Below are 19181 nucleotides of genomic sequence, written 5' to 3' on the forward strand. Positions count from 1 at the left end.
CCTGTCTCCCGCGGCTGGTCGCCGCGCAGGCGCATCCATGCGCCTGATTATTCTGAAGTCATGCCATTCAGAACCGGGTATGCGGGGCCAGCACGGGAATATCGCGGCGAGTGTAGCCGCCAATAGAGCCGGTGATCTCAGTCATGCAATCCAATGCGTGCATGAAGGACTCCAGCAGCTTTTCGAAATCAAACAGGGACAGTTCTTTCGAAGCCATACAGCGATACAGACACAACGCATCCTGATTGACGTCGATATAAAGGGATTCGCGATGGGAGTCGGCATTGGCCAGCGCCGCCTTCAATGCGGTTCTGACGCACTCGCCGCGCTCTCGCTTGTCTTCAGGTAGCTTGCGCACCTGGGCGGCGACGTAGATCTTGCCGGCGGACTCAAAAAACCGCACCGGATTGGCGTCTACATACCATTCAAAATGGCCTTCCGGAGTCTGCTCCAGATCCGGCATACCGTATTTCTTCGCAAACTCTGCAATCAGTTTGTTGAGTGTCGTGCTCATAGTTCTGTCCCGTTTCGCCTGATGCCTTAGGTCTATCGGATTGGTAACGGCGAATTGCGAACGGTTGCGAAAATTTTTACGCGGCCACATTTTCCCGCGCTCAGCGCAACTTCACTGAGGCTGCGGTTACTCACCTTGCGGAAGCAGTTGTAACTCCAAACGGAATATCTAACCCATGACAAGTCGGGTCCGCAGGTATTTGATGCAACAGCGGTCCGGCGTTACTTGCTAAAGGCCGCTTTTATGAACATCGACTCTCTGATCGCCGACCTGGCGAAGCAGCTGCAGTTAGAGGACTCACTGCAACTGGACGAACACGGCTACCTCTCCCTGGAAGTCAACGACACCCTGGTTGTAAATCTGCAGTGGCATGCAGCGGACGAGCATCTGATTATCTTCTCTCCCCTGTTCAAACTGCCTGACGACAGCGAAGAACCTGAGACGCTACGCAAGCAGAACGCCCTGTTAAAAATGTTGCTGGGCGCCAATTTGTTCTGGCAGGGGACGGAAGGGGGAACTCTTTCTCTGGATAACGACTCCGGCTGGCTCTGGCTGATGGACAAGTATCCGTTCAGCGTGATTGCGCCTGCCGGCGTGTTGAGCCAGCGCCTCCTCCAGCATATTGAAACGGTGAAAACCTACGCGGAAAAAGGTCCTGAACCTGCGCCCGCTCGCAAGCAGGTTGGCGACGATTCTCAGGTCAACAATCAGTGGATTCAGGGTTAAAGGAGTAGGAAATGGAAGTCAACCGCCCCCCCGTACCAGTCCCTCAGAATGTCGGTCCAGAACAGGTATCGCAGCAAAACACCAGATCCGTGCCCGTGCAGCTGGGGGTAAACAACGTTCGTCCCGCAACGCCGCCTCTCACTACCCCCGAGAAGTTCAAGGCCTGGGCGGAAAATCACGATCTAAACCTTACCGGTTACCCGCAGGCCAAAATAGAACGCTACAGCGAAATTATCATTCAGGATCTGGAGCGAAAAAGTCTCGCCAAGGTGCTGGACGAGACAAAGTCCTCCGCCGGCAATGAAGCCATTGTTAAGAACCTTTTCGAAAAACTTAATCTGCAAGAATTCATGGGCAAAACGCCAGACCCTGGCCTGGATCTCTCTACGCCCAAAGAAATCGGCAAACTCACGCAAGCGTTACAGGACATCTTGACCAGTAAACTTGATGAGTCGCAACTAAGGGTCTTTAACGAGAAGTTCAACCCTCCCCGGGAAATCCAAACCGCCACGGATCATCTGGAAGTGTTGAATCAGATGAACTTCGCTTTAAAGGAGGTCAACCAGCTCATACCATCCAAGTTCAGCGCGGAAACAGCTGAAGTGACCAAGCCTCTCGCCAAACACGTCGCCAACCGTATCGTCCAGCAAGAGCGGGAAAAAATAAAAGAAGAGGTGCTGGATAAACTGAAGTACCTCAACAATTCCGGAGCCAGCAACAATCTGGCGGTGGAAATGGACCTGGGCGTGAGTATTCTGCACACGCCGCTCAAAGCAACGGTCAACCTCAGTCACAAAGAGACAGCGCAAACCTCACAGGCGCTTGGCGTGCTGCGAGAAAGAACCGATGCAGGCAAGTTCGGATTTGAAATCAAGCTGCCAATCATTGAGGCGGGTCCATCCGTCGGGGCGACGGCCAACCTGTCCCGCACGTCAGGCAGGGGGTTTGATAACGTCAGCGATTTTGTCGATCACTTCACCAACAGCGTGCTGGATCTCACTTTAAGCTCACCTGGGGCCGCCAAATCGGCCAAAGCGCTCAAGAAAGCGGTGGCCAGCGATAGCGATATTCTCACTCAAAGCGATCAAATGAAGCTGAAACTGCAGGACTTCCTGAGAGCTCACGGCGAGGGCGCATCCAATTTAGACGAGTTGCGAGACTGGCGTAACGGATCAGTCGAACTCGCCCTGCCGGAACCGCGCAGCATACCTGCCTCTGCGAGTTATAAAGTCAATTCTCTTTCCTACGGCGGCTTCGGCAAGCTTGGATTCAAGGACTCCGATGTGAAAGTCAGTTACGAGCACAAACACACGCATCTTCACATCAAAGGAGAGGCCTCTCTAACCGAAAAAATGCTGGAGAACGAGGGCCTGCTCAAAGCCCGTACCGAAAAGTTTGAAAATCGCGCCCAAGACGACTTTTTTGAGCGACTCGGCGCGCTCAAGGAACACATTTCTCATATTGAAAGCGCTTCCATAACACCAGAAGAAACTCATTCTCAAAACCCGGTCAATTCCCTTCCACTGACAGCAGAAAATCTCGAACTACTCGGCAGGCCTCTGACTCGCAGCCATTCCGCCGCCTCCGAAGAAAGCTTTCACACCGCGTTGCAGGAGCCTCCCTCCCCCGACCGCCTTTCCGGCAGCGTCAGCTCGGAGTCGCTGAACTCGATGGATGCGTTGGCCGGTAACGAAGTAGTCGTCAACCGCAATCCAACCGTTGTGAGCGGGGAATCCTTTTACACCGCCAGCCAGGGCAGCCCCTCCGTCATCAGTGAAACCAGTTCCATTGCAAGCTCAGAGGAGCAGCCTGCGATTGATCTGGTTCGCGACCAGCTCAAAGACATGGCTTTGGAAAACTTTGACAAACTGCTGCAGTACGAAGGGAACACACGTTCGCATGATACGTTGACCAAGGGATTCGGGCGCGTAGAGCATAACCTGCGCAAAGTGGTTGGCATGGGGCCTAAGCATCTTGAGTCCGCCATGAAAAGAGAGATGGAGAAAGAGGTCGGCGTAAAAGGCAGAGCCTCCCTGGTGGAAGGCTTAACCGTCCGTCACGCCAATATTTTCAACGAATTCGTTAAAACCTATCAAGAAAAGCCGGGTGAAGCGCCGGAAACTATGCTGGAGAAAGCGCGTGAACAGGCGCCGGAAACCATCTTGGCGTTTGAGACCATCAGCAAACACCTTGAAACGCCGCAAATGAAGTTCAGTAAAAGCGACTTCACGCAAATTCGCGCTCTGGAATACAGCCAGCCGAAGGAGAGAAGCCACAAAACCACCCTCACCCTGGACATCGCCTCAACCGCGACAGCCACAATCGAGCATACCCGTCGTAAAATGCGCAATAACGCCAATATCAACTACAACGGCGCTTTTCACGACATAAAAATTACCATAAAGGGCGGCGTAAGCCTGGACACTATTGAGAAAATCAAAGAACTCGCCAGTAAAAAAGCGCCGGGATTAGAAGATGCGGAAGTCACTGAGATACTTTCCAGCGCTGCGGAATCAGCTTCAGGCGCAGCGACGGCATCTGCAGCCGCCACAGTTTCAGCCTACTTTGAACTGAAAGACGGGGGCATGAGTTTCGGGAGGGTACTGGTCGGCGGTGAATTGAAGGTCGGCGGAAAAGCAACGATTCCTACAGACACCGCAACAGTGGAGGTAGGCGGCAGCGTCGCCGCGACCCGCGAACGCCCCGTCAAAGAGTTCATTGGTAAAGACAACCTCAATTACTTCAAAACCCAGTTTGACGGCCTGGTAAGCCGTAAAACCATAGCGGAAACGCCCCGCAAAGGAGATGGCTGGGAAGAGCTCACGAAAAAGTTTGATGGGCACTTGGACGCCATGCTGACCAATATGGCGAATCCCTCCAGCAAGGTGCGAAAACAGGTGGATGAGCTATTCGCAACCTGTCAGCCTCACGCTCAAAAAGAACATATGGAAAAAGCCGAAAAGGCGCGGGATGAATTCTTTGTCGCATGCGAAAAAATGGCTCAGGGACCGCAGGAAGGCTCATCTGCGACAGCAGACGATTTGAAAAAAGAAGCCTTGAGCGCATTCCGCCTGTTCCTTTACGACTTCAAGGAGGGCATTCAGAAAGATTATGAAAAAGCAGTCAAGAAATTGAGTTAAGCCTTACAGAGTGATCCCACGCCCATGATCGCAGGATCACTCTGCGCCCTTGATAGAGAGCTTACATCAACGGCATGACTGATTCCTTCAGCGACGTCCGCGCCCGGAACAGACGGCTTTTCACACTGGGAACAGTAATGCCGAGTTCATCTGCGACGCGCTGATAGGGATAGTTTTCAATCGCCACCCATTCAACAATTTGCTGCACGTCTTTCGGCAGCATGCGGATACTGTACTCCAACTGCTTGATGCGATGCTCCTGCTGCAGGCTGGCTTCCGGCGTATCGGACTCGTTATGCGCCTGATCCAGCACATCGTCTGAAACAAAGTCATATTTGTACTCAGGGGAACGGTTGTAGTGGTTGCGGATCAGGTTATTGGCGATACCCAAAATCCAGGTGGAGAACCGGGATTTACCTTCAAAAGAGCTGAGTCCCTGCTGCGCCCAAAGGAACGTATCCTGCACTAAATCTTCGATATCCTCCTGACGCGACACCCGGTTGCGGATAAATCTGTGCAATTTGGGACGCTGTTCACGAAAAAGCATTTCCAATGAATTCGGGCAACCGCTTCTGGCCTGACTAACTAACTGATTGGTCTCATCGCATTTTATTTCCATCGTTCCCATTCCTTTTGTTGACGGGGGGTTGATGGAAACGATGGTCGGTCACACGGCCTTTTGAACCAGTTTCAGATAAGCGTCAGATTCGACGCAGATGCATCTGATCCCTTGAACTGAACCGATCTGACACTGACGGTTCACTTACCCGACGCAAAGTGAACCTGACATAATGAACTTAAACCGATATACGCGCGCACAGATATAGACAAGATATAAATGACTGCCGGTCAGAGTTAAAAAACATAACCGCTCTTCAAACTTCAAATAATACCGGCATGCATTTAACTTTTTGTAATTGAATAAGAAAAAACATTACCGCCATATTATTAATATATTTCTTAAGTAACGTGAAAACCCGCGAAGTTTCTGGGCCGTATAGATATGTGGTTAGTACTATAGACTTAGCAAGTCTAACCAGTGGTCTAAATGCATAGGCCAAATTAAGCATTTAAATAATCTCTCTGAGGGATAATTCTATGCCTTTGTAACGGAATGTAAGGTCGACTTCGTATAAAAACGTATTTTTCGCCTTTTGTATCCTAAGTAACTTGATGTACTGTTAGGTTTCGTTACACAAAGAAGGTCTGTTGTTTCGAACTATAACAGGGAGCGCATTCATACGATCTCTGTGCGACGTTGATGTCTGGAACTCTATTACTCGCGTCGCTTTACACTGGAACAGCCACATTCCGCCTTCTGCAAAACAGATAGAAAAAAATAGCGGAAAGCTAAGCGTTATCAGCGCCTCACACAGGCGCATTTCGAGGCGCAACTCTGAAGAAATATTGATAGTTTTTATTGAAAGGGAACATCGGAAAAGTCAATGACGTTTTTGTTGTTCTCGTGTCGCTTACCCTGATAACTTCGAATGAAAGCGTATTCATAAATCGTTCGAATAACAGGATAAAAGTCCCTATAAAACAATGATGTATGGGAATTTCAAGCTCACAAAAAACAGGAAGCGTTTGAGGTGAATCGGAGAAATACCGAACAGCAGTCGTCAGCGCTCAACGTAGTAAAGGATAACAATATGCGCCAGAGTTGCAGACCCGGCAGGGTCCGTTTGCATCGAAACCGCTTGTTGGAGCTTAGACAAGGCCTGGGACTAAGTCAGGAACAGGTCGCTGACGAATGCCAACAGCAGAGACTGTACGTGTCCGTTTCGTCTCTGAAACGGGCGGAATTACAACGTTTTGTATTGCTGCGTACAGCCCACAACTTGTCACGCTTCTACAATGTGTCAGTGGATGAGCTGATTATCGCGGAGGACGCCACAGAGCCGGAAGCGCCATCGACGGAAACCCCCATTCCGGCGCAGCCGGAAAACAGCGAGGCGACCACGCATTCGATTCAGAAAAAAGTGCTTGGCTTATGCCTGGTCGGCGAGCTGGACCTCAGAAGCCTGGCTCCCATGATGGACGAAATGGATGTCGCCGTGCACTACTCCTCCCCTTCATTCCATGTGCTATTGCTGGGCGCAGCAAACGCCCACCAAAAACCGACAGCTTATGCGATGAGAGTAATCCGCGCGATCGCCCGCCGCCATCCAGAGATGGTCGCGCTGGTCAAACCGATACAAGCTGAATTCAGCCAAAACGGCGCCTTGCGCTGTCAGGCTCGCCTGCCAATGAGCGAACGGCTCGGCATTGAGCGTTTCGCCAAGCAGCAACTGTCCGGCGTGGTGCTGGTGCACAGTGAGCTGTTTCATTGCAGTCGTCTCGAATACAGCTTTGTCTATAAATCCAATCCCGCCTACGCGCCTGGTCCTTGGTATGCGCTGACAGAATCGGCGCCACCGGTATTGCACACCATTGGCCGCGACCAGGAACTGGCTTATTTCCAGTCCCTTCTGTCTCAGCTAAAAACAGAAGGCGAAGGGGCCTGGTGCAATATCAGCGGCGTGGCGGGCATTGGTAAAACCCACTTGGCGCTGGCCTTTGTCGAGGAAGCCGCCAAACAGAGTCTCACTCGAGTCGTCCTGCGCAATACCTGCGACGACAACCCCAAACTGCATCCCGGCGCGGAGTTGATCCGCCGCCTGGCGAACATGCAGGAGGTAGACGACGACAGGCTACTTAACCTCTTGGTCAACTTCTGTATCGACAGTCACTGGTATCCATTTATCTACCACCTGTTCGGCGTCAAGCGCAGCAATCCCCATCCCAATGACTGGATGGTGGCGAGCATGTCACCCTATCTGTTCCAAAAGAGTTGTCAACAGGCGCTGGAGACCTTGCTCATTGCATTGCTGGGGCAGCGAGAGCTGATTGTGGTGATCGAAGAAATACACCAGCTCAACGAGGAGATGCGCCTCACTCTGGAGGCTTTGGCGAATCTGACGCCTTATTGTCCACTGCTGCTGATCACCAGCAGTTATACGGACTTTATCGCCGGGTTCGACCAACATGACGTCAAAACAATCCGTCTCTTCCCTCTCACTCAGCCCCAGGCGAGAGAGTTGGCGCACGGCCACGGCGCAGCCAGCGAGGAGTGGCGCGAGCACTGTGTTTTAAAGGCGCAGGGGCATCCGTCATTCTTAATCGATTTACTCAATCACGAGCATTTGGGCGACGAATTGCCCTTTAGCATCACCCATATCATCGCCGCCAAAACCGAGCGATTGCCTGCGCGCCTGAAGAGCGCTCTGGAGTTGATTTCCGTCAGCCAGGACGGTTTCACACAGCCGCAATTGGAAGAACTGATGAACGGCCCTCTGGAGCGCTTCGCCACCTTGCTCAGCCTGGGAGTCCTGCACCCGCATGGCGAACGCTGGTTCTTCACTCACAATCTGCTACGGGAAGCGGTCTACCAGTCCATGCCGGAACAGGTTCGCCGCGAACGTCACGCCATGGCGGCGGAGTGGTTGCGTAATCGCGATCCGGTACAACACGCCGTTCACCTCGCCAAGTCGGGAAGCGACCAAGCGTTACCGGAATTGCTCGCAGCAGCGGAGCGCCTGATTCAGGATCAGCACTTCAAACAGGCCAAACAGTTGCTATTGCTTGCAGAGCCCTTCCTGCAGGAAGGCAAGTGTAAATGCAAGACCTATCGTATGCTGGCGCTGACGCTGAAGTCACTGGGAGAAACCGACAAGGGCGTACAAGCCATTCTGTCAGCGATCGATCACTGCCCGGATGAGCGCGACGCCAGCTACGACTGGCGAATTCTGGCTGAGATGTATTATCAGCTCGGCCGCACGGAAGACGCCCTGCACGCCCTGAACTGCGCGGAAATCCTGACGGAGCGTTATCATCAGCATGAACTGGGCGCCAAGCTGTACGAACTACATAGTGAAATTCTGCTCAGTAAGGGGCATGTGGTAGCCAGTCAGGAGTACCGTAAGATCGCAATGAAAACCGCCATGAAAAGCGATCATTGCCCGCCGAAGTGCGATATCAGACAGGAGGGATTCAGTCCTTACAGCGGATTGGGGCCGAACATGCCCAACTTCGCTCCGCAAACATGCATGAATAAATAGAAAAATTAATAAATATAAAAATCGCCCCCCAACTGCGTCTCAGCATCATTTGTCGATGAGGCGTTGAATTAATCGCCGCAACCTTCGTAGCGCCACGGTTACCCAACAACAATAACAGGGTTAACCTGAACCTCCGAAGGTGACGATATGTATCCGCTCTCGAATTTACTAGCCCGCGAGGGCATCCCTACACGCCCCTATTCCCTCTTGCCCGGAACCCGCCCCATTGGCGAAACCGCTTGTTTTGAGAAAGCGGAAATCACCTACCGCCAAGAAGAAGGCGTGCTGACGATTATTCTGTATAAACGCCTGAATCGCCGCGGCGGCCTGGGAAACGCGTTCGCGGAAATGAAATGGCTACTGAACTTTATTCGCCGGCAGGCGCCTGACATCAGAAAGCTGGTGACCACCGCAATGCGCGTTGAGCACGAGGACGGCGGCCCGGTTCCCGCTCCAGACAAACTATCGATGTTTTACAAACGCCATTTCCACGCGGTCGACGGTGGACGCAGAGACGGCCAGGACTGGCTAAAGCTGGAGTTGAAGAGGGCGGAGGCGCGTTAAGCGCATCCGCTCAGAGTTCGGGCCGCTCCAGGGATGCTCTTACGCTCGCCATTTCTGTGGCGACGACCGCCGGGTTTGGCTCGATTTCCGCCAGGACCTGAGATCCGACAATGATCATGCGAATCATACGCTCCAGCTGGTCGCTGATCCCGGCATGCTTTTCATAGGGTAAATCCAAGGCTGTGGCGGCCACCGCAAACACCAGACGAGTGATCGCCTTGGACACCAGCTCCGGCTGCATGATGCCAGTGCCTTTGGATTTGGCGAGGCGCACCAGGTCTACGCAAAGCTCTTCTTCAAAGAAGCACAGTTGACGTTCTACCGCGTATTTAAAGGCGTCGGAGCCGACGTTGCCTTCTCGGAGCAGAATATGCAGAAACTTTTCATCAGCGCTCAACTGTTCGACAAAGGCCTCGACGGATGAACGCACCACACTGGTGTCCATGCTGGCGCGATTGCGGGCTTCACCAATGATTTTTCGGAGCGAGGCGCCGGCGCGCTCTATCAGCGTCACCGCCAATTCATCAATATCTCTGAAATGCCGGTAAAAGCTATTGGGCGCAATGCCCGCTTCACGCGCCACTTCTCGAAGGCTCAAGGTGGACACGCTGCGATGCGGCCCGGCCAGCTTCAATGCAGCTGAAATTACATCTTCCCGCGATATGACCGCCTTGCGTCCCTGTGGCGTCCTGGTCGCGACAGACTCAAGTTTCTGCTCCTGATTCAATGCACTGCCCTTACTGACATGAAAAGGAGTTATATCCTAGCCTTGTTGCGGCGAAGAATATAGGCTTTAGCCGCCGTACGCCGATTTTCTGTGAAGAAAAGAGCGTTTTCGCCGCCATTTTTAGATCTGCGCCGAATAAGGGCCGCTTACCTCGCCATTACGAAAAAGGAAATCGTCATGTCCGATCTATTGCTCACACTCGCCAATCATCCAGGCGCCTACAAACTGCTGAAGAAGCTGGGGCTTCCTGCCCCGGTTGCACTTCAGCGCTCAGCGCAGACGACCCCCAATAGTCCATTGCAGGGCGCCACCGCCGTGATCGGCGGCGTCGCAGGAAAAGGAACATTGAACATCGTGCGCGCCCGACTACAGGAACTTGGAGCGCGGGTATGCGAGGACATACAGACAAACCAGGCGGCGCCAGTCATCGCCCTCTTCGACGCCACCGGTTGTCGCAGTAGTGAGGACCTGGATGCGCTATACCGTTTTTTCCATCCCCTGATGGCGCAATTTCCCCGCCACGGACGCGCACTTTTGTTGGCGTCAACGCCTGAACACACTGACGACCCCATCATGGCGGCGTGCGCCAAGGCAGTAGAAGGCTTCACCCGCTCTCTGGGCAAAGAGTTAGGCAAACGCAGCGCCACCGCCAATTTGATTTATCTGGCGCCCGGCCAGGAAGATCGCCTGACAGGGCCGCTCGCGTTTTTCTGCTCCCCCGCCAGCGCCTATGTGGATGGCCAGGCGGTCAGGCTAAGCGCAGCGGTGGAAGCGCCGCCGTCTCAACCACAGCTAACGCCCTCCCGACCGCTGCAAAACAAAATCGCCCTGGTGACCGGCGCATCCCGCGGCATTGGCTTGGCGACAGCTCGCCGGTTCGCCGAGGGGGGCGCAAAGGTGATATGTCTGGACATCCCTTCCGCCAGCCGGGCCCTGACGCGCTTCGCCGCCGAGATTAACGGCATTCCAATGCCCATGGATATTACCGCGCCGGATGCACCGCAATCCTTGATGCAATACTTTCTGGAACAATATGGCGGTGTCGACATTCTCGTTCACAACGCCGGGATCACTCGCGACAAAACTCTGGCTAAGATGTCCGAAGAGACCTGGAGTAGCGTGTTGGATGTTAATTTCAGGGCTGTCATCGCCATCAACGAAGCGTTGCTGAACGCAGATGCATTGCGCGATAACGGTCGTATTATTTGTTTGTCATCCATCAGCGGCGTCGCAGGAAATGTTGGGCAGACCAACTATGCAGCCAGTAAAGCGGCGCTGATTGGCTACGTGGCGGCGCTGGCGCCCCAATTGGCGCCCACAGGGGTAACCGTAAACGCCGTCGCCCCCGCTTTTATTGAAACCGATATGACGGCGCAAATGCCTATATTGATGCGGGAGGCAGGTCGCCGCCTGAACTCATTGTCACAGGGCGGTCAGCCCGAAGACGTCGCGGCGTTGATCGCATTTCTCGCCACTCCCAGCGCCTATGGAGTCACTGGCGCAACCATAAGAGTGTGCGGGCAGGCCTTGATTGGCGCCTAGTTCTGCTCAGGCGCCTTCTGGCGCGGCCCGCACAGAGGCGTCGATTTTTCCGATGCGCGTTGCGGGCCACAATGCAGCGACAGCGATTACGCCAAGCAAAACAAAGGCTTCGGTGTAACTCAGCATGGATGCGACATGACGCCCATCGTCGGTCACTCTCCCCCACTCAAGCATGACCGCCAGGATATTAATACCCATGGCGCCGCCAAACTGTCGGGCGAAGTTGATCATTCCCGACGCCTGTCCCAACTGCGCGTCGTTGACTTCCACCAAACCGCCGGTGCTGAGCGCCGGCATCATCAGCGCCAGCCCTACGCGTCCCACCAACACCAGAGAAGCCAGATAGAAGAACGATGGCGCAAGCCCGATAAACACCCACAACAGACTCGCGCCGGCAAATAGAATCAGTCCCGCTAACACCAGGCGATGAGGCGCCCCTTTATCCGCCGCCCGTCCACTGAAGGGAAACAAGATGCCCAACGCAACGCCAGCCGGCGCCATCATCATGCCTGCCTCTGTCGCGCTATAGTCCAATGCAGTCTGGACAAAAAGGGGAATGATGTAGGTAGAACCAAACAAGGCCATGCCCAACCCCAACGACACCAGGAAGGCGCTGCGAAAGCTGGGAACCCGTAACAACGCAAGCTCCAGCAAAGGGCTTTTGCTATGTTGCTGTCTTCGCACGAACAATATCAGCGAGAACACGGCCAGCAGGGCTCCCATCGACTGCCAGAGCGGTTGCACCAGACCATGCTGCAACCGGGTCAAGCCATCCAGCGCACACCCGATAAACAGGCAGAGATAAAAGAAGCTGGTCCAATCAAAACCATGCTGGACGACTTCCGACTCCCTGTGAGGCATATAACGTAACGCCATCAGAAAACCAACCATCGTAATAGGCAGCGGCGCAAAGAAGATATAACGCCAGTCGAGCTGATCCACAATGACGCCGCCCAGCACCGGCCCCAGGGCTGGCGCCAGTATCACGCCCATCCCGTATATTCCGATAGCGCGCCCGCGCTCATTACGAGGAAAAACCCTGAACAACACATGCATCGCAATCGGCTGTAACATACCCGCGGCGCCGCCTTGCAGCACCCGCGCCAGGATCACAGACTCTGCGTTCGGCCCCAGACCGCCCAGCACAGAAGCGCTGGCGAACAGCAGCATGGCGAATCCCAGCGCGCGACGCAGACCAAAGCGCTGCGTCAACCAGGCGGTGGTCAGCATGGTCGTGGTCATAGCGGCGAGAAAGCCGGTGGGCGACGCCCTGACCGATGGAAAAGTGGTTCATGATGTCCGGCAAGGCCACATTGACGATAGTCGACGTCAATACGGCGGAGACCGTCCCCATCATGACAGTGAGCATGGCCAGCCAGCGATAGGCGGGTCCATGACGGTCAAAAAGAGCCTGCAGCAACGTATCAGACATGTAAATGCTCCGTAATCAGTCTTCGGAATCCCCTTGCAAACGTGAGTGATGCGTAATTCAATCGGCGAGGCGTCAGTCAGTTTATTTCCGATGCATTCTTTTCTATCCGCGCAAAAACCTGCAGGCACAGTTCAAGATCCTGCGGCGAAACGCCAGCAAGCATCTCGCTCCGCAATGCGGCGGCGCGTTCATTCACTGTTTCCAGGTAGCCTTCCGCCGCGGGAGTCAGGCGAATACGCTTGGCGCGTCCATCCTGCCCACACCCGATGCGGGTCACCAGCCCAGACTCTTCCAGGCCGTGCAACAGTCGCACCAGCGTCGGCGATTCAATGGACAGAGCGTTCGCCAACTCTTTCTGAGTCAGATCGCCGCCCAGCCTTTGCAGATAAAGCAGCGTCACCCAGCGGGATTGAGTCAGCCCCAAGTCACTGAGCCGATCATCCAGCAGTTTGCGCCAGCGTCGGTTCAGACGCGCTAATGTGAAGGAAAATAACTCGCTCATGCTATTCCGCTTGTTAGTGGATTCAAATTAATTAGCTAGCTAACTATTAGTGTAAAACAGAATGATTAATAAGCCATGCGTATTAGCCGAGAAACTTTTTCGTGAGCGAATCTTAAACGGAGGTTCTATAAATAGCCCAGCGGCAATTCCGTGTTGTCCACCACCCTGCGCAGCACAAAGCTGGAGTGCACTCCGCTTACCCCGGGAATACGGGTAATCTTGTTCAAAAGGAACACTTGATACGCATCCATGTCCGGCACCACTACCTTTAGCATGTAGTCCGCCTCTTGCCCGGTTATCAAATAGCATTCCTGCACTTCCGGGGACTCTTTAACCTGAGTTTCAAACTCTTCAAAGCGTTCTGGCGTATGGCGATCCATGCTGATCTGGATAATCACCGTCAAAGACAGTCCCAGCTTCTTGCGCTCCAACAAAGTCACCCGGCGCAGAATAATGCCCGCCTCTTCCAGCGCACGCACGCGACGCAGGCATGGAGATGGCGACAGTCCAACTTTTTCCGCCAACTCCTGATTGGATAGCCCGCCATCTTTTTGCAGACACTCTAATATTTTGCGATCAATGCGATCTATTTTGACAAGTTTTTCTTTCATCGGGACACTTAATTTCACTTATATATAAATTATTGGAATTATCTGCTATTTTTTCTAAAAATCAAATCAACAACGCAAACTCATTGCGCGCCATTCCCGGTATGATTGCTTCCCTGACTGCACGTTTCTTTATAGCGCACCCGCCTTAGTACGAAACGTCAGGCGGCCTGGCTCACAAGGCCTGGCGGCTTAACGGGCCACAAGCTCAAGCGAACCAGAGCCATCGCGCTCAAAACCTAAATGGATGCGGGAAACATTCACGCCCGCTCAATTCGAACAGGAAGATTTACGAGGCTGATTTCCATGGCTTTCGACCACCGCAAATATCGTCCATACACTCCTATCCGTAAAGCGGACCGCCGCTGGCCGGATCAGGTTATCGAACAAGCGCCCATCTGGTGCGCAGTTGACCTGCGTGACGGCAACCAGGCTTTGATCAAGCCAATGAACGTTAGCCAAAAGCAGCGACTGTTCGATCTACTGGTGAAGTGCGGGTTTAAGGAAATTGAAATCGGCTTCCCTGCGGCCAGTCAGCCGGACTTTGACTTCTGCCGCAAGCTGATCGAAGAAAACCGCATTCCGGACGACGTCACCATCCAGGTGTTGACCCAGGCGCGTCCCGAGCTGATCGCACGCACTTATGAAGCGCTGCAGGGCGCCAAGCAAGCGATCGTTCACGTTTATAACTCTACCTCCACCGTACAGCGCGAGCAGGTCTTCGGCCTGGATCGCGAAGGCATCAAAGCCATCGCCGTACGCGGGGCCCAGGAAGTCCTGGCGCACGCTGAAAAGCATCCTGAAACCAAGTGGAGTTTTGAATACTCTCCAGAGAGCTTCACTGGCACGGAGCTGGACTTCGCCATCGAAGTCATCAATGCCGTTAACGCCGTATGGCGTCCTGAAAATGGGCGCAAGGTCATCATTAACCTCCCGGCGACAGTGGAAATGGCGACCCCTAACGTTTTCGCCGACCAGATCGAATGGATGTGCGAGAACATCCATCAGCGCGAGCACGTTATTGTCAGCGTGCATACTCACAATGATCGCGGCTGTGGCGTAGCGGCTGCGGAGCTGGCTGTGATGGCGGGCGCCGACAGAGTCGAAGGCACGTTGCTGGGCAATGGCGAGCGCACCGGCAACATGGACTTGGTCACCATGGCCATGAACCTGTATTCCCAGGGCGTTGATCCCATGCTGGATCTGTCCGATATGTCAGAGATTACCGACACTGTCGAAGCTTGCACTGAAATCAGCACACACCCGCGTCATCCTTATGCTGGCGATTTGGTTTTCACTGCGTTCTCCGGCAGTCATCAAGACGCCATCCGTAAGTGCCTGCACAAACGTAAAGAGGACGACGTCTGGAATGTGGCGTATCTGCCTATCGATCCCTCGGACCTGGGCAGACGTTATGAAGAAGTCGTGCGCATCAATAGCCAGTCCGGCAAAGGCGGCGTCGCTCACGTACTGGAACGCGATTACAACATCAGCCTGCCGCGTTGGCTGCAAATCGAATTCGCCAAAGTCGTGCAGCATGAAGCGGAGTCCGAAGGCGGTGAAATTGATTCCCGCACTATTCATCGTTTGTTTGAACAACGATATCTGAACACACCCAAAGGATGGCGGTTGCGCACCTACGATATGCATAGAACTGACGAAGCCGTGCAGGTGCAAATTGAATTCGGCGACGACGCCATTATCTCCGGCATCCGCGGCCAAGGACACGGCGGCGTCGAGGCGGTGGCCGCCGCGCTGGAGAGTCGCTACCGCATCAGCATCGCAGTAGAGGCCTATGATGAATTCGCCCTTGGCGAAGGCACCGACGCCAACGCCCTCGCCTGCATCAAGGTAATGATCAACGGGGAGCCGTTCAGCGCCGCCGCGCTGGCGGAAGACACCACCACCGCCACGTTGCAGGCATTGTTGTCGGCCGTGGGCAGACGCGCCCAGGTCACCGCTGATAACGGCCAAAGGGAGGCCGTCTAACCCTATACCCCATTGGGCCCTGCTTCAGGGCCCTTTTTTATGGCCCCGGTTTTTTCCTCTTCAAACGCTCCGCTTTCGCCAAAACCTTTCATGACCATCACCTAATACTTCTGGCGTCTGACATTGCTAGAAGCGGTCGACAGTCGATGGTCATTGACGGAAAATGTCCGCTTCAGAATAAATAATCAGGTGAGTCCATCAATGAAATACGTCACCAACGTCCGTTTACGCGGCCAGGACGGTTTGTACGCCATTCAGATTAACCAAGGCGATATCAGCGCTATATTGCCCATGGCGGAGCTTCCGCAAACTGACGTGGAAATATTGTTGGACGCCGGCGAGCGTCTTGTCAGCGCACCCTTTGTCGAACCCCATATCCATCTGGACGCAACAGGCACTGCTGGCGAACCTCGCTGGAATATGAGCGGCACGCTGTTTGAAGGCATTGAGTGCTGGGCGGAACGCAAAGCCATGATCACCCATGAGGACGTTAAACAGCGCACGCGCCGCACCTTAAAAATGCTGACCCAATACGGCGTACAGGCGGTACGCTCTCATGTAGATGTCACCGATCCAACCCTGACGGCGCTGGAAGCTCTGCTTGATATTAAACAGGAAGTGGCGCCATGGATTGAACTGCAACTGGTGGCGTTTCCACAAGAAGGCATTCTCTCCTACCCCAATGGCGTCCAATTGATGGAAAAAGCCGTAGAAATGGGCGTCGATGTCGTCGGCGGCATCCCCCATTTCGAGTTTACCCGCGACTATGGCGTGGAGTCGGTCAAAATCCTTATGGATCTGGCGCAAAAATATGATCGCCTTGTCGATGTGCATTGCGATGAAATAGACGACCCCGGTTCAAGATTCCTGGAAGTACTGGCGGCGGAAGCATTGAAGCGCGATATGGGGCATCGGGTCACCGCCAGCCATACCACCGCAATGCACTCCTACGACAACGCTTACTGCAGCCGCCTGTTTCGTCTGCTGAAGATGTCACAGATAAACTTCGTATCTTGCCCAACAGAGAGCATTCATTTACAAGGCAGGTTCGACAACTTCCCCAAGCGTCGCGGCGTTACTCGGGTGAAGGAGCTGCTGGAAGCGGGCCTCAATGTCGGCCTCGGTCAAGACTCCATTCAGGACCCATGGTACTCCCTGGGCAATGGCAATCTGCTGCGCACTTTGGACTTCGCGCTGCACATATGCCATATGATGGGCTATGACGACTACCGCAATGCGCTGGACCTGATCAGTCATAACAGCGCCAAAGTGCTGAACATTCAAGACCGTTACGGGGTAGAAATCGGCAAACCCGCCAACTTCATCCTATTGGACGGACCTGATGACTACGAAGTCTTGCGCCGCCAAAGCGTGGTGACGGCCTCCATTCGCGCAGGCGACATCATCATGCAACAAACACCGGCTTTGGTAACGCAAAACATTCAGCTTTAGACGGTTACACCCATGGGATGCTGACAACATCCCTTGGGCATCAGCCCTTGCCTGCTATCGCCCGCACTTTGCCGCTGTCTTTGACCTTGGCGCTCTCTTTAGCTTCTTCTTCCACGCTGGGAGCAGATTCTGGCGACTCTTCAAACAAGACATCAACCTTGCCTTTGAACGCGGTTGCGAACGCTTCTTTGTGATTAGCGACCAGCATGCCGATTTCTTCCGCCAAACCTTCATTCAAAGAAGTCAGGCGTTGCGCCAGGAAATGAGACACGCCTTCGGCGAGCTCAAGCTTTTTGTCATGATCGTCAGCTTCTTTCTTGGATTTAAACATCTGTTGGGATGGGTCTCTGTCACTCATATACAGGGTCACTACGGCCATTTTGTCGCCTCCTAAAATTAGCCTCTGTATATTCATACAGTTTAAGAGTCAGGTCAAGAGCATCACACAAGATTCATCCGAACACAGTAACCATCTGAAAATAAAGGCGCTACAGAGCATTTTTTACCTCAAACACAAGAGATAACCAAATGGTAATAGTCCGAATATATGATTGCGCCCCCTCGCATAAGGCATTTAGGATATCCGCCAGTTTGACGTTCGGACTAAGCGGCGTTCCCGCTCATCAGCACAAGGGAATGTGAGGTTTAGTCCAGGTATCTGACAGTGCAGGGAGGACAGAAAGATGCTTATGTTAAAAAACAGGTTTGAAGCCAACGCCTATCAGCCTGATATTGTCGCCTACAAAAAATCCAGCGCCGCCAACGCCTCCCGTGGCGAAGACAAGCACCCTTTCCTTAACGCGCTCCCCTACCCCGCCGCCGTATATTCCCGTCAAGGCGAGTTCATCGCATGCAACACCTTGTTCTTACGTGAGTTTAGCAGCGATAGCAAGCCTCAAAACCGACCAGCTTCCCACCGCGACGCTTTCCTGCAGTTATTTCAACCAGTGGAATCCATAGAGGGTCATCTGAAAGGAGATGCATTCTCACTACAAGCCCACTTCCCGGACAACGGCGCTTTTTATGCGATACACAGCGCCCCGTTTCAGGATTCATCCAAAGGGGTGAGCGTTCTGCTCTCTCTGCAGAAAGTGGAAGAGCCGTCCTTGCTGTTGCTGCGGCCAGAGGCCATGCACGCCCAACTGCAACAAGCCTCTAAAAGTATGTCGATCGGCGAGATGGCGACGGCGCTGACTCATGAATTGAATCAGCCTATCGGGGCTATCCTCAATTATCTTAACGCCGCCAAATTACTACTTGAAAAGCATGCCGGCGTCGACAAGCCGGAAGAAGCCGTGCAACTGGCTATCCGCCAAGCCCATCAAGCCGCCGCTGTGGTTTCGCGCATACGCAAATTCGTAACTTCACGAGAGCCGCGCAAAGACGAGATTTCATTGCGCCAGCTGACCTGCGGCGTACTGGAGTTGCTCCAGCTGGAAACTCACAGACGCCAGGTTAAATCTCGTTTGTTGGTATCCGGGGATTTACCAAATGTCTGCGTAGACAAAATCATGATTGAGCAAACCCTCGCCAATCTGATTCGTAACGCCATTGACGCTATGCGCGACACCCCGGTGGGGGATCGGGAGCTTATTGTGGACGCCCAAATCATCTCTGAAGATTGGGTGGAGGTCAGCGTTACAGACAGAGGCTGCGGCATTCCGCAGCACTGTCGTAGCCGCCTGTTTACACCATTTTTCACTACCAAGTCGGATGGTATGGGCGCCGGTCTATCTATTAGCAAATCCTTTATAGAGCTTCACAACGGAGCCCTGCAATTCAAGGATAACCCTGCTGGCGGCGCCATTTTCACTTTTACTCTGCCATTAGCGTCAACAGCAAAAACCAGACACCCTCCTGATTAAGCGGCCCCGCGCCGGCATGG

At 53.7% G+C, this 19181-nt stretch carries 16 protein-coding genes; 9 read left to right on the forward strand and 7 right to left on the reverse strand.

Annotated features, from left to right (window positions below):
• Nucleotides 1-67 precede the first annotated feature (67 nt).
• Nucleotides 68-514, reverse strand: a complete 447-nt coding sequence (locus AC2IBB_RS25920) for a CesT family type III secretion system chaperone (protein ID WP_486329599.1) — start codon at nucleotides 512-514, stop codon at nucleotides 68-70.
• Between the two features lie 243 nt (nucleotides 515-757).
• Between AC2IBB_RS25920 and AC2IBB_RS25925 the strand changes: the two genes are divergently transcribed.
• Together AC2IBB_RS25925 and AC2IBB_RS25930 are read left to right on the forward strand one after the other, a co-directional pair.
• Entirely contained in the window at nucleotides 758-1240 is a 483-nt protein-coding gene (locus AC2IBB_RS25925; RefSeq protein ID WP_486329600.1) for a type III secretion system chaperone, read from the forward strand.
• A gap of 11 nt (nucleotides 1241-1251) precedes the next feature.
• Nucleotides 1252-4380 carry a hypothetical protein gene (locus tag AC2IBB_RS25930; RefSeq protein ID WP_486329601.1) on the forward strand — a complete coding sequence of 1043 codons (3129 nt, stop codon included), beginning with the start codon at nucleotides 1252-1254 and terminating at the stop codon, nucleotides 4378-4380.
• A gap of 61 nt (nucleotides 4381-4441) precedes the next feature.
• On the opposite strand, the gene AC2IBB_RS25935 is transcribed toward AC2IBB_RS25930, so the two are convergent.
• Nucleotides 4442-4999 carry an RNA polymerase sigma factor gene (locus AC2IBB_RS25935; RefSeq protein WP_486329602.1) on the reverse strand — a complete coding sequence of 186 codons (558 nt, stop codon included), beginning with the start codon at nucleotides 4997-4999 and terminating at the stop codon, nucleotides 4442-4444.
• Between the two features lie 1033 nt (nucleotides 5000-6032).
• Between AC2IBB_RS25935 and AC2IBB_RS25940 the strand changes: the two genes are divergently transcribed.
• Both AC2IBB_RS25940 and AC2IBB_RS25945 read left to right on the forward strand, forming a co-directional pair.
• On the forward strand, nucleotides 6033-8480 hold the full coding sequence (locus AC2IBB_RS25940) for an ATP-binding protein (protein WP_486329603.1): 2448 nt from the start codon (nucleotides 6033-6035) through the stop codon (nucleotides 8478-8480).
• A 147-nt stretch (nucleotides 8481-8627) separates the two neighbouring features.
• Entirely contained in the window at nucleotides 8628-9044 is a 417-nt protein-coding gene (locus AC2IBB_RS25945) for a hypothetical protein (RefSeq protein ID WP_486329604.1), read from the forward strand.
• A gap of 10 nt (nucleotides 9045-9054) precedes the next feature.
• Here AC2IBB_RS25945 and fabR read toward each other — a convergent pair whose 3' ends face one another.
• Complete coding sequence (gene fabR / locus AC2IBB_RS25950) at nucleotides 9055-9771, reverse strand: HTH-type transcriptional repressor FabR (protein WP_486329605.1); 717 nt, start codon at nucleotides 9769-9771, stop codon at nucleotides 9055-9057.
• Nucleotides 9772-9948: 177 nt separating this feature from the next.
• Between fabR and AC2IBB_RS25955 the strand changes: the two genes are divergently transcribed.
• A complete protein-coding gene (locus AC2IBB_RS25955) occupies nucleotides 9949-11313 on the forward strand; it encodes a 3-oxoacyl-ACP reductase (protein WP_486329606.1) in 1365 nt (454 codons plus the stop codon).
• A 6-nt stretch (nucleotides 11314-11319) separates the two neighbouring features.
• On the opposite strand, the gene AC2IBB_RS25960 is transcribed toward AC2IBB_RS25955, so the two are convergent.
• On the reverse strand, nucleotides 11320-12555 hold the full coding sequence (locus AC2IBB_RS25960; protein ID WP_486329607.1) for a DHA2 family efflux MFS transporter permease subunit: 1236 nt from the start codon (nucleotides 12553-12555) through the stop codon (nucleotides 11320-11322).
• Between AC2IBB_RS25960 and AC2IBB_RS25965 the strand changes: the two genes are divergently transcribed.
• A complete protein-coding gene (locus AC2IBB_RS25965) occupies nucleotides 12542-12760 on the forward strand; it encodes a hypothetical protein (RefSeq protein ID WP_486329608.1) in 219 nt (72 codons plus the stop codon). The two genes, AC2IBB_RS25960 and AC2IBB_RS25965, sit on opposite strands and share 14 nt — an antisense overlap.
• A 61-nt stretch (nucleotides 12761-12821) precedes the next feature.
• On the opposite strand, the gene slyA is transcribed toward AC2IBB_RS25965, so the two are convergent.
• Both slyA and AC2IBB_RS25975 read right to left on the reverse strand, forming a co-directional pair.
• Nucleotides 12822-13247: a transcriptional regulator SlyA gene (gene slyA, locus AC2IBB_RS25970; RefSeq protein ID WP_486329609.1), complete on the reverse strand. Its 426-nt coding sequence runs from the start codon at nucleotides 13245-13247 to the stop codon at nucleotides 12822-12824.
• 125 nt (nucleotides 13248-13372) lie between these two features.
• Nucleotides 13373-13858 carry an Lrp/AsnC family transcriptional regulator gene (locus AC2IBB_RS25975; protein ID WP_486329610.1) on the reverse strand — a complete coding sequence of 162 codons (486 nt, stop codon included), beginning with the start codon at nucleotides 13856-13858 and terminating at the stop codon, nucleotides 13373-13375.
• A gap of 303 nt (nucleotides 13859-14161) precedes the next feature.
• Between AC2IBB_RS25975 and leuA the strand changes: the two genes are divergently transcribed.
• Both leuA and codA read left to right on the forward strand, forming a co-directional pair.
• Complete coding sequence (gene leuA, locus AC2IBB_RS25980) at nucleotides 14162-15844, forward strand: 2-isopropylmalate synthase (protein WP_486329611.1); 1683 nt, start codon at nucleotides 14162-14164, stop codon at nucleotides 15842-15844.
• A gap of 201 nt (nucleotides 15845-16045) precedes the next feature.
• Entirely contained in the window at nucleotides 16046-17296 is a 1251-nt protein-coding gene (gene codA / locus AC2IBB_RS25985) for a cytosine deaminase (protein WP_486329612.1), read from the forward strand.
• A gap of 40 nt (nucleotides 17297-17336) precedes the next feature.
• On the opposite strand, the gene AC2IBB_RS25990 is transcribed toward codA, so the two are convergent.
• Complete coding sequence (locus AC2IBB_RS25990; RefSeq protein WP_486329613.1) at nucleotides 17337-17675, reverse strand: YebG family protein; 339 nt, start codon at nucleotides 17673-17675, stop codon at nucleotides 17337-17339.
• A 304-nt stretch (nucleotides 17676-17979) separates the two neighbouring features.
• Between AC2IBB_RS25990 and AC2IBB_RS25995 the strand changes: the two genes are divergently transcribed.
• Nucleotides 17980-19161 (forward strand): sensor histidine kinase, encoded by a 1182-nt coding sequence (locus AC2IBB_RS25995; RefSeq protein ID WP_486329614.1) that lies wholly within the window; start codon nucleotides 17980-17982, stop codon nucleotides 19159-19161.
• Nucleotides 19162-19181: the final 20 nt, after the last annotated feature.

The sequence above is a fragment of the Hahella sp. NS-SX17 genome (genome assembly GCF_057367735.1).

Excerpts from the sequence above, each read along its gene's own strand:
- AC2IBB_RS25935 (WP_486329602.1), bottom strand. The coding sequence starts at position 4,999 with ATGGAAATAAAATGCGATGAGACCAATCAGTTAGTTAGTCAGGCCAGA.
- AC2IBB_RS25925 (WP_486329600.1), top strand. The coding sequence starts at position 758 with ATGAACATCGACTCTCTGATCGCCGACCTGGCGAAGCAGCTGCAGTTA.
- AC2IBB_RS25930 (WP_486329601.1), top strand. The coding sequence starts at position 1,252 with ATGGAAGTCAACCGCCCCCCCGTACCAGTCCCTCAGAATGTCGGTCCA.
- AC2IBB_RS25960 (WP_486329607.1), bottom strand. The coding sequence starts at position 12,555 with ATGACCACGACCATGCTGACCACCGCCTGGTTGACGCAGCGCTTTGGT.
- AC2IBB_RS25940 (WP_486329603.1), top strand. The coding sequence starts at position 6,033 with ATGCGCCAGAGTTGCAGACCCGGCAGGGTCCGTTTGCATCGAAACCGC.
- AC2IBB_RS25955 (WP_486329606.1), top strand. The coding sequence starts at position 9,949 with ATGTCCGATCTATTGCTCACACTCGCCAATCATCCAGGCGCCTACAAA.
- AC2IBB_RS25990 (WP_486329613.1), bottom strand. The coding sequence starts at position 17,675 with ATGGCCGTAGTGACCCTGTATATGAGTGACAGAGACCCATCCCAACAG.
- AC2IBB_RS25920 (WP_486329599.1), bottom strand. The coding sequence starts at position 514 with ATGAGCACGACACTCAACAAACTGATTGCAGAGTTTGCGAAGAAATAC.
- AC2IBB_RS25965 (WP_486329608.1), top strand. The coding sequence starts at position 12,542 with ATGGTCGTGGTCATAGCGGCGAGAAAGCCGGTGGGCGACGCCCTGACC.
- AC2IBB_RS25975 (WP_486329610.1), bottom strand. The coding sequence starts at position 13,858 with ATGAAAGAAAAACTTGTCAAAATAGATCGCATTGATCGCAAAATATTA.
- codA (WP_486329612.1), top strand. The coding sequence starts at position 16,046 with ATGAAATACGTCACCAACGTCCGTTTACGCGGCCAGGACGGTTTGTAC.
- leuA (WP_486329611.1), top strand. The coding sequence starts at position 14,162 with ATGGCTTTCGACCACCGCAAATATCGTCCATACACTCCTATCCGTAAA.
- AC2IBB_RS25995 (WP_486329614.1), top strand. The coding sequence starts at position 17,980 with ATGCTTATGTTAAAAAACAGGTTTGAAGCCAACGCCTATCAGCCTGAT.
- AC2IBB_RS25945 (WP_486329604.1), top strand. The coding sequence starts at position 8,628 with ATGTATCCGCTCTCGAATTTACTAGCCCGCGAGGGCATCCCTACACGC.
- slyA (WP_486329609.1), bottom strand. The coding sequence starts at position 13,247 with ATGAGCGAGTTATTTTCCTTCACATTAGCGCGTCTGAACCGACGCTGG.